The 13,480-nt window shown below is 62.0% G+C and carries 13 protein-coding genes and 1 pseudogene; 11 read left to right on the top strand and 3 right to left on the bottom strand.

Features of this window, described 5'->3' with window-relative positions; translation table 11 throughout:
* The first annotated feature begins 6 nt into the window (after positions 1-6).
* Positions 7-957 carry a LysR family transcriptional regulator gene (locus LCH64_RS15785; RefSeq protein WP_226500705.1) on the top strand — a complete coding sequence of 317 codons (951 nt, stop codon included), beginning with the start codon at positions 7-9 and terminating at the stop codon, positions 955-957.
* 4 nt (positions 958-961) lie between these two features.
* Here the strand turns inward: LCH64_RS15785 and LCH64_RS15780 are convergent, their stop codons facing one another.
* The gene (locus LCH64_RS15780) at positions 962-1,624 is read right to left on the bottom strand and encodes an NAD(P)H-binding protein (protein WP_226500704.1); all 663 of its coding nucleotides are present in this window, start codon (positions 1,622-1,624) and stop codon (positions 962-964) included.
* Positions 1,625-1,704: 80 nt separating this feature from the next.
* Here LCH64_RS15780 and LCH64_RS15775 point away from each other — a divergent pair, with 80 nt between their 5' ends.
* The gene (locus LCH64_RS15775) at positions 1,705-2,031 is read left to right on the top strand and encodes a DOPA 4,5-dioxygenase family protein (protein WP_103522039.1); all 327 of its coding nucleotides are present in this window, start codon (positions 1,705-1,707) and stop codon (positions 2,029-2,031) included.
* Here LCH64_RS15775 and LCH64_RS15770 read toward each other — a convergent pair whose 3' ends face one another.
* Positions 2,032-2,433, bottom strand: a complete 402-nt coding sequence (locus tag LCH64_RS15770) for a GFA family protein (RefSeq protein ID WP_226500703.1) — start codon at positions 2,431-2,433, stop codon at positions 2,032-2,034.
* 322 nt (positions 2,434-2,755) lie between these two features.
* On the opposite strand from LCH64_RS15770, the gene LCH64_RS15765 reads away from it, so the two are divergent.
* From LCH64_RS15765 to LCH64_RS15750, 4 genes are all read left to right on the top strand, one after another.
* Entirely contained in the window at positions 2,756-4,063 is a 1,308-nt protein-coding gene (locus LCH64_RS15765) for a CitMHS family transporter (protein WP_007954069.1), read from the top strand.
* A gap of 70 nt (positions 4,064-4,133) precedes the next feature.
* The gene (locus LCH64_RS15760; RefSeq protein ID WP_027610258.1) at positions 4,134-4,901 is read left to right on the top strand and encodes a TerC family protein; all 768 of its coding nucleotides are present in this window, start codon (positions 4,134-4,136) and stop codon (positions 4,899-4,901) included.
* Positions 4,902-5,343: 442 nt separating this feature from the next.
* Positions 5,344-7,002, top strand: coding sequence for a Na/Pi cotransporter family protein (locus LCH64_RS15755; RefSeq protein WP_003220268.1), 1,659 nt, complete (start codon positions 5,344-5,346; stop codon positions 7,000-7,002).
* Positions 7,003-7,171: 169 nt separating this feature from the next.
* Positions 7,172-8,560 carry an insulinase family protein gene (locus LCH64_RS15750; protein WP_226500702.1) on the top strand — a complete coding sequence of 463 codons (1,389 nt, stop codon included), beginning with the start codon at positions 7,172-7,174 and terminating at the stop codon, positions 8,558-8,560.
* Here the strand turns inward: LCH64_RS15750 and LCH64_RS28380 are convergent.
* Positions 8,560-8,658 (bottom strand): annotated as a pseudogene (locus tag LCH64_RS28380) (metal ABC transporter ATP-binding protein); the annotation flags it as partial. The gene LCH64_RS15750 and the pseudogene LCH64_RS28380 overlap by 1 nt on opposite strands.
* A gap of 93 nt (positions 8,659-8,751) precedes the next feature.
* On the opposite strand from LCH64_RS28380, the gene LCH64_RS15740 reads away from it, so the two are divergent.
* Genes LCH64_RS15740 through LCH64_RS15720 form a run of 5 tightly spaced genes read left to right on the top strand, consistent with a single transcriptional unit; the run spans position 8,752 to position 13,344 of the window.
* A complete protein-coding gene (locus LCH64_RS15740) occupies positions 8,752-9,780 on the top strand; it encodes a DUF5924 family protein (RefSeq protein WP_201136157.1) in 1,029 nt (342 codons plus the stop codon).
* A 55-nt stretch (positions 9,781-9,835) separates the two neighbouring features.
* Positions 9,836-10,984: an ABC transporter permease gene (locus LCH64_RS15735; protein WP_226500701.1), complete on the top strand. Its 1,149-nt coding sequence runs from the start codon at positions 9,836-9,838 to the stop codon at positions 10,982-10,984.
* Positions 10,981-11,784, top strand: a complete 804-nt coding sequence (locus tag LCH64_RS15730) for an ABC transporter ATP-binding protein (RefSeq protein ID WP_003220273.1) — start codon at positions 10,981-10,983, stop codon at positions 11,782-11,784. The genes LCH64_RS15735 and LCH64_RS15730 overlap by 4 nt, the downstream gene beginning before the upstream one ends.
* Before the next feature lies 1 nt (position 11,785).
* The gene (locus LCH64_RS15725; protein WP_103483975.1) at positions 11,786-12,724 is read left to right on the top strand and encodes an MlaD family protein; all 939 of its coding nucleotides are present in this window, start codon (positions 11,786-11,788) and stop codon (positions 12,722-12,724) included.
* A complete protein-coding gene (locus LCH64_RS15720; RefSeq protein WP_226500700.1) occupies positions 12,721-13,344 on the top strand; it encodes an ABC-type transport auxiliary lipoprotein family protein in 624 nt (207 codons plus the stop codon). Before LCH64_RS15725 ends, LCH64_RS15720 begins: the two co-directional genes overlap by 4 nt.
* Positions 13,345-13,480: the final 136 nt, after the last annotated feature.

Genomic DNA, 13,480 nt, shown 5'->3' with positions numbered 1-13,480 from the left:
CAGCTTATGTATGAAGCCCTCGGCAATCTGTCCCTCGACCTGTTGCGCGCCTTCGAGGCGGCGGCCCGCCACCGCAGCTTTACCGCTGCGGCGGTGGAGCTGGGCACTACGCAGCCAGCGATCAGCCAGCAGATCAAGCGTCTGGAAGAACAGCTGGGCGCACGACTGTTTGACCGGATCTACCGCGGCATCGAACTGACCGAGGGCGGAACGATCCTGTTCGAGCAGGTTCAGCTCGGTTTGCAAAACATCGACGCAGGCTTGAGCGCGATCAGCGCGCAACAGCAACATGAGGTGTTGCAGGTCGCCACCGATTTTGCCTTCGCCGCGTACTGGCTGATGCCGCGCCTGCATCGCTTCCACGAAGCCAATCCGAATGTCGACGTCAGCCTGGTCACCAGCGAGCGCAACCACAATATGCTGCGCACCGACATCGATGTCGCGATCTTGTTTGGCGACGGGCGTTTCAAGCAGGGCGAAAGCCATTGGCTGTTCAGCGAAGAAGTGTTTCCGGTGTGCAGTCCGCAGTTGCTCAAGGACAGTGCCCTGCCCTTGCCCGCACAGGCGTTGCTGGAGTTGCCGCTGCTGCACCTGCGCGGGGAAAACAGCAGCAACTGGTTTGACTGGAGCGGGCTGTTTCGCGAACTGGGTATCAGCACCCCGCCAGCACCGGGCCAATTGCGTTTCGACAATTACACGCTGTTGATTCAAGCGGCGATTGGCGGTCAGGGCGTGGCCATCGGCTGGCGCCACCTTGTGGATAACTTGTTGAGCCAAGGCTTGCTCTGTCGGCCAATCGCCGAGACCACGTTGTCGCGTCTGGGGTATTACGTGGTGCTGCCGCAACGCAAACGCCGGGGTGCGTTGATTCAGCAGTTTGTCGATTGGTTGATGGCGGAACAGGCCAGTAGCGCCGAATCTCTCGCCGGGGTAGCGTTACCGTCGATTGCGGTTTGAACGCTCAGCCAGTTGCGGCGACAAAATTCACATGTTGCCCCACATGCAGGTTCAATCGCAGCTCATCGGCAATCCCCACCGCGACCCGGTTCAGGCGTTCCAGCGGCTCCGCCAGTCCCGGCTCCAGATTGCCGCCCACCTGACTGAAATGCTCAATGGTCAGCCCCGCCACCCCGTGGGGCGCATTCACCAGTGTCCACTGCAGCGGGCTGCTTTGCAGGGCTTCGCGGATTTCTTCGGCGGCGTGGCGTTGCAGTGCGTCGTCCAGTTCCGGCTCGTCGAGCACGGCAAAATTCCCCACCAGGAACAGCCTGGAAACGTTGGCTGCTTGCAGGCCGTCGACCAACGCATCGACCGCCAGCACCTGTTCCACCGGGCCGAGTACCACTGACCTTTCCACATGGTCGCTGCTGAACGGCAACCCCGGAGCATCCAGCAGACAGATCACCGCCGAACTGCCCGCTACGCTCTGCTTTACCCGCTCGGCGTCGAACAGATCGCCGCTTTTGGTGCGCAGGCCGGGACGTGGCGCGAGTACGTTCAAATCGTCGAGAATCGCGATCACTTCGTGCTGCCGTCGCAGCAATTCAGCCATCAACGCACCGCCGAGGCTGGCCATGGCACCATAGAGCACCACTTTCACCGTCGGGGTTTCGGCATTTTTCATGGCTGAGCTCCTGTTCCTGTCATATGGCGTGTGACCTACAGGAAACGGCGAGGGTTCGAATTCGATTCAGAGGCTTTCAAATGCACACGATCAAGGGCTACCACGCCCATATTTATTACGACGCCAGCACGATTGCTCAGGCCCGGGCCTTGTGCGAACAGGCCGCGCAGTTGTTTCCAGTGCAGATGGGCCGGATGCACGAACGTCCGGTCGGCCCACACCCGGACTGGAGCTGCCAGTTGGCTTTCGGCCCGCAGTTGATCGGCGATCTGTTGCCGTGGCTGGCGCTCAATCGCAAGGGGCTGGTGGTGTTCCTCCACCCGGATACCGGCGATGACTTGCTCGATCACACCGAGCATGCGATCTGGATGGGCGCGATGCGTCCGCTGGATCTGTCTATTTTCTGATCAAAGCGTTTCTTCAGGCTCGCCCGGCAGATGCTCGTCCAGATGCAGCCAGGGCAATTGGCTGTCGGTCCAGATATGCCGCTCGGCCAGCGCCCGCTCCGGGTGATCCAGCGTGGCGATGGTCACATCGATGCTCTCGGGGCTGAGTTGCGTCACCAGCGCCAGTTGCGCGCCGCAGTGCGGACAGAAATACCGCGCGCAACTGCCCGACGAGTCATAGCGCGAAGGCGTCCCGGCCAGCCACTGGAAGTTGGCCATTGGCAGCGTGATCCATGTGGTGACGATCCCGCCACTGACCTTGCGGCAGATCGAGCAGTGGCAGTGCGCGATGTCCTGCAATGGCCCGCTGAACCGATAGCGGATATGTCCGCAATGGCAGCCGCCGCTGTGCACGTTTTCCATGTCCCTGCCCTCCCGTCCCCGAAATGATTGACTCTAGTCGCATCCGACAGCCGGTTGGCCATTCGCCTGAAGCTTTCGTCAGCGAAAGGTAGCTGAAAGGTTGCCCGATTAGGATCGCCGCCACTACCGGCAACAGACCGGTTGGCCAGCGCGTGTGATCGCTCGCACGTCAGGCCCAATTAACAACAACAATGGTGATCTGATGTCCTCTGTAACCCGCCTCTTCGCTGTCACTCCGCCCGTACGTCTCGTGCTTCCCGTTCTGCGCTGATCCCCACCGATCCGCTCACTTCACTCGCCGCGCTACGCCTGGAGTATTCCCATGCTGACTTTCCTTGGCTTTGCCATGGTCATCACGTTCATGTTCCTGATCATGACTAAGCGCCTGTCTGCGCTGATCGCCCTGATCATCATCCCGATCCTGTTCGCCCTGTTCGGTGGTTTCGCGCCGAAGATCGGCCCGATGATGCTCGAAGGTATTACCAAGCTTGCGCCGACCGGCGTGATGCTGATGTTCGCCATTCTGTACTTCGCCCTGATGATCGACTCCGGCCTGTTCGACCCGGCCGTGCGCAAGATCCTCAAACTGGTCAAGGGCGACCCGCTGAAAGTTTCGGTCGGTACCGCCGTGCTGGCGCTCGTCGTTTCCCTCGATGGTGACGGCGCGACCACTTACATGATCTGCGTGGCCGCCATGCTGCCGCTGTACAGCCGCATCGGCATGAGCCCGCGGATCATGGCCGGTCTGATCATCCTCGCCGGTGGCGTGATGAACATGACCCCGTGGGGTGGCCCGACCGCCCGTGCCGCCAGTGCGCTGCATGTGGACCCGTCGGACATCTTCGTGCCGATGATCCCGGCCATGGCCGCCGGTGTGGTGGCGATCCTGATCATTGCCTACTTCTACGGCAAACGTGAGCGTGCGCGTCTGGGCGAGCTGCACCTGATCGGCGACGAAATCGATCACAGTGAAATCAGCGTGTCGCAATTCCCCGATGCCCGCCGTCCGAAGCTGATCTGGTTCAACGGCCTGCTGACCCTGGCGCTGATGTGCACCCTGATCGCCGGCCTGCTGCCGCTGCCGGTGCTGTTCATGGTGGCGTTCAGTATCGCGATGATCGTCAACTACCCATGCCTGCAAATGCAGAAGGACCGCGTTGCGGCCCATGCCGGCAGCGTGCTGTCGGTGGTCAGTCTGATTTTCGCTGCGGGTATCTTCACCGGTATCCTGTCCGGAACCGGCATGGTCGACGCCATGTCGAAAAGTCTGCTGGCAGTGATTCCGGACTTCCTCGGCCCGTACCTGGCGGTGATCACGGCGCTGGTGAGCATGCCGTTCACGTTCTTCATGTCGAACGACGCGTTCTACTACGGCGTGTTGCCGGTGCTCTCCGAAGCGGCTAGCCATTACGGCATCACCGCAGTGGAAATGGCCCGTGCCTCGATCGTCGGTCAGCCCGTCCACTTGCTCAGCCCGCTGGTGCCGTCGACCTACCTGCTGGTGGCGCTGGCCGGCATCGAGTTCGGTGATCACCAACGTTTCACCCTGAAGTGGGCAGTGCTGGTCTGCCTGTGCATACTGGTGGCCGCCTTGCTGCTGGGGACGTTCCCGCTGTTCAGCACGTTGTAACGGCATTCACTCACCATGACGCCAGCTGCTTGCTGGCGTCATGGTTTAACACTCGCTCAAAGGAATACACATGGATTGGCTGACCAACCCCGAAATCTGGGTTGCCTTCTTTACCCTGACCGCCCTGGAAATCGTTCTGGGCATCGATAACATCATCATGATTTCGATCCTGGTCAGCCGCATGCCCAAGCACATGCAGCAGCGCACGCGCATCTTCGGCCTGGGCCTGGCGATGATCACGCGGATCCTGTTGCTGCTGTCGATCACCTGGGTCATGCGCCTCACCGCCGACCTGTTCGTGGTGTTCGGCCAAGGCATTTCCGGGCGTGACCTGATCCTGTTCTTCGGTGGCCTGTTCCTGCTGTGGAAGAGCTCGCAAGAGATGTACCACGCGCTGGAAGGCGAAGACGAAAGCGGCGACGAGCCTTCGGGCAAGGGCGGCAACTTCCTCTACACGATCATCCAGATCGCGATCATCGACATCGTGTTCTCGCTGGACTCGGTGATCACCGCTGTCGGCATGGTTTCCCATGTGCCGGTGATGGTCGCGGCAATCGTCGTCGCCGTGCTGGTGATGATGGCGGCCTCGGGCAAGATCAGCGAGTTCATCGACAAGCACCCGTCGCTGAAGATGCTGGCGCTGTCGTTCCTGCTGGTGGTCGGTACCGTGCTGATTGCCGAGTCGTTCGACGTGCACGTACCGAAAGGCTACGTCTACTTCGCCATGGCGTTCTCGCTGGCAGTGGAAGCGATCAACATCAAACTGCGCGGCGCGATGGCCAGGAAGAAACAGCAGCAAGATCCGGTGAAACTGCGCAAGGACGTTCCGGGGCAGTAATCCGGAAGTCCTGAATCACGCAACACCCCTGTGGGAGCGAGCCTGCTCGCGAAGACGGAGTGTCAGTCGACAACAATGTTGGCTGAACCACCGCTTTCGCGAGCAGGCTCGCTCCCACAGTTGTTCAGGGGTACTGAAGAGTCCGGGGCAGCCGTAATACCTGTAGGAGTGAGCCTGCTCGCGATCGCCGGTCGTTCAGTAAACAACGATGTTGAAGTTGATGGCCCTATCGCGAGCAGGCTCACTCCTACAGGGGACCGCGTTGATTTCAGATGAGGTGAATAAACCCGTTTTCATGACACTTTTGTTTCAATCCGCACTTTAGCTGTGCAATGCTGGCGCCCAGTCCGTTAGCCAACTACAGCTTAAGTATCAAAAACGTAGAAACCGCGCGGTACCGTCAACTTGCCCCTCTGGGGCGCTGCCATTACAGGGGGTCTGCATGCTCACCCTGCTCAATTTGCTTTCTGCCGTGGCCCTGCTGATCTGGGGCACGCATATCGTCCGAACCGGCATCCTGCGGGTGTACGGCACCAATCTGCGCCATGTGATCGGCCAGAACATGTCCAAACGCTGGCTCGCGTTCGTCGCCGGCATCGTCGTCACCGCGATGGTGCAGAGCAGCAACGCCACCGCCATGCTCGTGACCTCCTTCGTCGGCCAGGGCCTGATGGCGCTGACCCCGGCGCTGGCGACCATGCTCGGCGCCGACGTCGGTACCGCGCTGATGGCGCGGGTGCTGACGTTCGATCTGTCGTGGCTGTCGCCGCTGCTGATTTTCCTCGGGGTGATTTTCTTTCTGTCGCGCAAACAGACGCGGCTCGGGCAGATGGGCCGGGTGGCGATTGGCTTGGGGCTGATCATTCTCGCGCTGCAACTGATCGTCGAAGCCGCCGCACCGATTACCCACGCCCAAGGGGTGAAGGTGATTTTTGCCTCGCTGACCGGCGACATTCTGCTCGACGCCCTGGTCGGCGCGTTGTTCGCGATGATTTCCTATTCCAGCCTCGCTGCCGTGCTGCTGACCGCAACGCTCGCTGGCGCCAGCGTGATCAGCCTGCCGGTGGCGATCGGTCTGGTGATCGGCGCCAACATCGGCAGCGGCGTGCTGGCGTTCATGAGCACCAGCATGCAGAACTCGGCGGGCCGGCAAGTGGCGCTGGGCAGTCTGTTGTACAAGCTGATCGGCCTGCTGCTGATCATCCCAGTGCTTGATCCGCTGGTGCACTGGATGGACGGCCTGGATTTCAGCCCGCAGGAAATGGTCATCGGTTTCCACCTGCTCTACAACACCGCGCGCTGTCTGATCCTGCTGCCCAGCGTCTCGCCGATGGCACGCCTGTGTGCCTGGCTGCTGCCGGAGCGTGCGGAGGTCAACGGCACCGCCAAGCCGCGTCATCTCGATGCAACGGCGCTGGTCACCCCGAGCCTGGCGCTGGCCAATGCCGCCCGCGAGACCCTGCGCATGGGCGACCTGATCGACAACATGCTCGACGCGATGCTCGATGTGCTGCGCGGCAAGCAGACCGCCATCACCCAGGAAATGCGCCGTCTGACCGATGACGTCGAAGCGCTGTACAGCGCGATCAAGCTGTATCTGGCGCAAATGCCCCGCGAGGACCTTGGCGAGCAGGACAGTCGGCGCTGGGCGGAGACCATCGAGCTGGCGATCAATCTGAAACTGGCCAGCGACCTGATCGAACGCATGCTGCGCAAGGTGCAGCAGCAGAAGACTTCGCAGCGTCGCTCGTTCTCCGAGGACGGTCTGGAAGAGCTGGCTGGGTTGCATCAGCAACTGATCGCCAACCTGCGCCTGGGCCTGTCGGTGTTCCTCAGCGGCGACAAGGAAAGTGCTCGGCAACTGCTACGCGAGAAACGTCGTTTCCGCGCACAGGAACGCCGTTTGGCCCATGCGCATGTCAGCCGTTTGCAACGCAAGATCGTGCAGAGTCTGGAAACCAGCTCCCTGCATCTGGAGTTGATTGCGGATATGAAACGCTTGAATTCGCTGTTTTGCAGCAGTGCTTATGTGGTGCTGGAAACCTCGGACACCGGGGCGCTGGAGTCGGACGATATGGTAGACATTACGCATTCGCCTTGAACGTCTGGGGCTGGGGTCAGTCAGTAACATTGATTCAGCCTTCAGGGCGCTATCGCGAGCAGGCTCACTCCTACAGGGGGAACGCGTTTCAAATGTAGGAGTGAGCCTGCTCGCGATGAGGGCCTGACTGACGACACGGATCTCCAAATCAGCCGTATGGAAGCCTGTTATGCGTTGCCTGTTGTTCGCCTGTCTGTTGCTCGGTTCCCTGCCCGCCTTCGCTGTTGATCGATTTCAGGTCGAAGGCTATGCGCTGCCCAACGGTTTGCAGCTGTTGCTCAAGCCTGGCACCGAACGCGGGCATGTGGCGATTCGTCTGGTGGTGGGCGTTGGTCTCGACGATTTCGATTGCGATGAAAAAGAGCTGCCGCATCTGCTTGAGCATCTGCTGTTCAGCGGCGTCGATGCCACGGGCGAAGGCGGCCTCGAGGAGCGCATGCAGGCGCTGGGCGGTGAGTGGAACGCGTTCACCAGCAACGCCGACACCACGTTCGTCATCGAGGCCCCGGCGAAGAACCAGCGCAAGGTGCTCGACCTGCTGCTCGACCTTTTGACCCAGACCCGCATCGACGACAACGCGATCAACGCCGCCAAACGGGTGGTCGAGCGTGAGGACGGCGGCCATTACACGCGCCTGCAGCGCTTCCTCGACCGCCAGGATCTGGGCCACACCGCGAGCAATCAACTGGCGGTGGAACTGGGTCTGAAATGCTCGCAACGCGCTGAAGTCGGCCATCTGACCCAGAAGCAACTGGAGAAGGTGCGCAAGACCTGGTACGCGCCGAACAACATGACCCTGATCGTCGTCGGCGAGCTCGACAAACTGCTGCCAGCCTATCTGGAACGCACCTGGGGCGCGCTCGAAGCGGTGGACCCGGCGGAGCACCGTGAGCTGCCGGACATCCGCACCAGCGCCGCCCATGAACGCACCCTCACCCGCGGCTTCATCGGCGACAGCGCCAAGTTGCACTGGCTGGTGCCGGAGCCGATGCTCGACGATCAATACGACGAGACCTTCGACATCCTCAAGGACTACCTCGACTGGGCGCTGTACCGGCAGATCCGCCTGAACCATGGTTTGTCCTACGGGCCGTGGGCCGAGCGCGAAGTGTTTGGCGGGGTCGGGTTCATGAGCCTCAACGCCGATGTGGATCGCGATGACCTCGCCGAAGCCCAACAGGTGCTGGAAGACCTCAAGGCCGATCTGCTGAAAAACGGCCTCGACCCGGACACCTTCGCCCGGATCAAACAAGCCGCCATCGCCCATCAGGCCTGGGCTGTGCAAGGAAACAGCGCGATGGCCGATTACTACTGGAGCGCGCTGGGCGACTACGAAGACGGCCGCTTCGCCAACCCCGCCCGTGAGCTGCAAGGCGTGACGCTGGAAACGGCGAACAAGGCCATGCGCGAGTTGCTGCTGCAACCGGGGTATCTGCGGATCGAGAAACCGTTGCTCAGTGATGATGAGGTGTTGTGGCTGATTGCCGGCGGTCTGGGCGTGGTGCTGCTGGGGCTGATTGGCTGGCGCTTGCACCGTCGTAAGCCAGCCGAACACTGAACCTGTGGGAGCGGGCTTGCTCGCGAATGCGGTGTGTCATGCAACACATGCACCGACTGATACGACGCCTTCGCGAGCAAGCCCGCTCCCACAGGGATCTGTGGTGATTTTACTGACCGGGAGCCTCGCCACGTCGCCCGGCGGACGGTACTCTGTCGAGGTTTTTTCCTATCCAGTCGTGAACCGCCCACATGCCGAAAATCCCCCTCCTGATCCAGCGTATTCTCGAGCTGATGAAGCGCTATCCCGGGGTGATTGCGCTTGGCGGTTTCATCTCCGGGGTCGGCAGTTTCATTCTGGTCGACCGCCAGCAGGGGCTGGCGAGCTGGATCACCATCATCATGCTGCTCAGCTGGATCTGGCTGATGCTGGAAAACACCCTGACCGGCCTGTTCACGCGCATCTTCAAGCGGGAAATCCCCCAGCCGCTGCTGCGTTACGCGACGCAGATGATCCATCAGGAAAGCCTGTTTTTCGTCCTGCCGTTCTTCTTCATCACCACTACCTGGAACAGCGGCCAACTGATCTTCACCGGGCTGCTGTGCATCGCCGCGTTGATCTCGATTGTCGATCCGCTCTATTACAAATGGCTGGCGCCACGGCGCTGGGCGTTTCTCGCGCTGCACACCCTGACCCTGTTCGCCGCCCTGCTCACCGCGCTGCCGGTGATCATGCACCTGACCACCGCGCAGAGTTTCAAATGGGCGCTGGGTACGGCGGTGGTGCTGTCATTCCCGAGCCTGGCGTCGATCTTCCCGATCCGCACGGTGCGCAACGCGCTGGCGATCCTGTGCATTACCGTCGGCATCGGCGCGGTCGGCTGGACCCTGCGCTCGTGGGTGCCGCCGGCGACGCTGTGGATGACCGACGTAGCGATCAGCACCCAGTTGCAGGATCGCACCCCGGGCGACAGCCTCGAACAGGTCAGCGCCGAGCAGATCCGCAACGGCGGTCTCTACGCCTACACCGCGATCAATGCGCCGCGCGGGCTGGATGAGCGGATCTACCATGTGTGGCAGTTCAACGGTCAGGAAGTCGACCGCATCGCCCTCGACATCCACGGCGGGCGCAAGGAAGGCTACCGGGCGTGGACGCACAAGCAGAACTTCCCCGGCAACCCGGCGGGCAAGTGGCAGGTGCGGGTGCTGACCGAGGACGGTCAGGTGATCGGCGTGCTGCGTTTCGAAGTGACCGACAGCACAGCGATCAAAGAAAAGTAATCCGGTTCGTGCTATTACGTATGCCAGCGTATTTAGCCGAACAAGCACGGAGCTTATGATCAGCAGCTCAATGAGCGGTAATGCCCAGCTGGACACCTCGATCAGCCCTGCCCGTCTGCGGGTTTCCGGGGACTGGACGCTTGCCCATTACGCCGACCTCAAGCACCTGACCGAAAAACTCCACGGCCAGTACGACGCCAATACCGTGGTCGACCTCAACAGCCTCGGCGCGCTCGACACCGCTGGCGCTTCGTTGCTGGTGGAACTGCTCGGCTCCGAGCGTCTGGGCAGATCCGCCGAACACCCTGACTGCACGATTTCCCAGGCTGACCGCGCGCTGCTGCAAACGGTGTATCGCTCGCTGACCGACTTCTGCGTGCCGATCAAGGAGCCGGAAATCAGCGTCAGCGTGCAACTGCTGACCCGCATCGGGCGCGCGGTGGAAACGGTCTGGCAGGACACCCTGCAAGTGCTGGGCTTCATCGGCCTGATCCTCGAAACCATCGCCCGCAATCTGCTGCGCCCCAAGCGTTGGCGCATCACCCCCGTCGTCGCCCACATCGAACAGACCGGTCTCGACGCTGCGCCGATCGTGGCGCTGCTGACCTTTCTGGTCGGTGCGGTGGTGGCGTTTCTCGGCGCCACGGTGCTCGCCAGTTTCGGCGCGACGATATTCACCGTGGATCTGGTGGGCTTCTCCTTCCTGCGTGAGTTCGGTGTGCTGCTCACGGCGATCCTGATGGCCGGGCGCACCGCCAGTGCGTTCACCGCGCAGATCGGCTCGATGAAGGCCAACGAGGAGATCGACGCGATCCGCACCCTCGGCCTCGATCCGATGGAGTTGCTGGTGGTGCCGCGGGTACTGGCGATGCTGGTGGCGCTACCGATGCTGACCTTTCTGGCGATGCTCTGCGGGATCATTGGTGGCGGCGTGGTGTGCGCGGTGTCGCTGGGGATTTCGCCGGCGATGTTCCTCTCGCTGCTGCAAAGCGACATCGGTATTCAGCACTTTCTGGTCGGCTTGGTGAAAGCGCCGATCTTTGCTTTCCTGATCGCCACGATCGGTTGCCTGGAAGGCTTCAAGGTCAGCGGCAGCGCCGAATCGGTCGGCGCACACACCACCTCCGCCGTGGTGCAGTCGATTTTCGTGGTGATCGTGCTCGATGCGGTGGCTGCGCTGTTCTTCATGGAGATGGGCTGGTGAGTCGTCTACCCCGCGCGCCCTCGGAGGCGGTGATCGAAGTCCGTGGCCTGTGCAATCGCTTTGGCAGCCAGAGCGTGCACGAGAACCTTGATCTGGATTTGTACAAAGGCGAAATCCTCGCCGTGGTTGGCGGTTCCGGCAGCGGTAAATCGGTGCTGCTGCGCAGCATTGTCGGTTTGCGCCGGCCCAGTGAAGGCAACGTGAAGGTGTTCGGCCAGAACCTGCCGAGCCTGTCCGAGCACGAACGTTCGCTGGTCGAGCGACGTTTCGGCGTGCTATTCCAGAAAGGCGCGCTGTTCTCCTCGCTGACCGTCACCGAAAACGTCGCCCTGCCCCTGATCGAACACGCCGGCCTGAGCCGCAACGACGCCGAGCATCTGGCGGCGGTGAAGCTGGCGCTGGCCGGGTTGCCGCTGTCGGCGGCGGACAAATACCCGGCGTCGCTGTCCGGCGGGATGATCAAGCGCGCCGCACTGGCCCGAGCGCTGGCACTGGATCCGGACATCCTGTTTCTCGACGAACCCACCGCCGGCCTCGACCCGATTGGCGCGGCAGCGTTCGATCAACTGATCCTGACCCTGCGTGACGCGCTGGGTCTGAGCGTGTTTCTGGTAACCCACGACCTCGACACGCTCTACACCATCACCGACCGCGTGGCAGTGCTGGCGCAGAAGCAAGTGCTGGTGGCCGGCCCGATCGATGTGGTCTCGGAAACCAACGACGCGTGGATTCACGAATACTTCCACGGCCCGCGCGGCCGCTCGGCGCTGGACGCCGCCAAATTGCTCAACGAGGTCTGACATGGAAACCCGAGCCCATCATGTGTTGATCGGCCTGTTCTCAGTGATTGTCGTGGCAGGCGCCCTGCTCTTCGGCCTGTGGCTGGCCAAGTCCAGCGTCGACAGCGAGTTCAAGGATTACGAAGTGGTGTTCAACGAGGCGGTCAGCGGCCTGTCCAAGGGCAGCCCGGTGCAGTACAGCGGGATCAAGGTCGGTGACGTGGTCAGCCTGCGTCTCGACCCGAAAGACCCGCGCCGGGTGCTGGCGCGGATTCGTCTGGGCGGTGATACCCCGGTCAAGGAAGACACCCAGGCCAAACTGGCGCTGGCCGGGATCACCGGCACTTCGATCATCCAGCTCAGCGGCGGCACCCCGGAGAGCCCGAAACTGCGCGGACATGACGGCGAATTGCCGACCATCGTCGCGGCGCCCTCGCCCATTTCCCGGCTGCTCAACGACAGCAACGACCTGATGACCGGCATCACCGCCCTGCTGAACAATGCCAACCAGATGTTTTCCCCGGAGAACGTCGAGCGCGTCAGCAACACCCTGGCGCATCTGGAGCAAACCACCGGTTCGATCAACGATCAGCGTGGCGACCTGCGCCAGGCCATGCAGCAACTGGCGAGCGTCGGCAAGCAGGCCGGCAGCATGCTCGAGCAAACCTCGGCGTTGATGCGCAACGCTAACGGCCTGCTCAACGATCAGGGCAAGCAGGCGCTGGGCAGTGCCGAGCAGGCGATGAAGTCGCTGGAGCAAAGCAGCGCCACCATCAACGGCCTGCTCAGCAAGAACCAGAACTCCCTCGACAACGGCCTGCAGGGCCTCAATGGCCTGGCCCCGGCGATCCGCGAACTGCGCGAAACCCTGACTTCGCTGCGCGGCATTTCGCAACGCCTTGAGGCCAACCCCAGCGGCTACCTGCTGGGCAGTGACAAGAACAAGGAATTCACCCCATGAAGCTGACTCACTTCGCTCTCCTCGCCAGTTTCTCGCTGCTCTCGGCGTGCTCGATCCTGCCCAAGGCCGAGCCTTCGGACGTCTATCGCCTGCCCGCCGCGCAAGCGCCCGCCTCGGCCAGCTCAGCGGCGACCCAGCACTGGTCGCTGCGCCTGAACAAGTTGCAGGCCAGCGAAGCGCTGAACCGGCCGAACATCGCGGTGATTCCCCAGGGTGACGTGATCAGCAGCTACAAGGCTTCGCGCTGGAGCGATCCGGCGCCGGTGCTGGTGCGTAATCGTCTGCTGGATGGCTTTGCCCGGGATGGTCGGGTGACGCTGCTCAGTACCGATGACAGCAACTTCGCCGCGGATCTGGAACTGGGCGGCAATTTGCAGGCGTTTCAGACCGAGTATCAGGGCAATCAGGCCAGCGTCGTGGTGCGCGTCGATGCGCTGCTGGTGCGCGGCTATGACCAGAAGATCCTCGCCAGCCGCCGCTTCGAAGAGCGTCAGCCGTTGAACGATGTGCAGGTGCCGGCGGTGGTGGCGGGGTTTGGGCAGGCCAGTGATCGGCTGACGGCCAAGGTTGTCGCCTGGGCCGTCGACCAAGGCCAGAAGCTCGCACCTCAGAGACCCTGATCTATCAAAATTGCTTTTGTGGCGAGGGAGCTTGCTCCCGCTGGGCTGCGTAGCAGCCCCATCTTTCAGGGCAGCTTCGCGCCCCGGCGGGAGCAAGCTCCCTCGCCACAGAGAAATTGGTTGCCCGAAGCTCTTG

The organism is Pseudomonas sp. MWU16-30322, from assembly GCF_020515535.1.
In the GTDB taxonomy this organism is placed as follows: domain Bacteria; phylum Pseudomonadota; class Gammaproteobacteria; order Pseudomonadales; family Pseudomonadaceae; genus Aquipseudomonas; species Aquipseudomonas fluorescens_H.
This window is presented reverse-complemented; position numbering and strand designations above follow the sequence as displayed.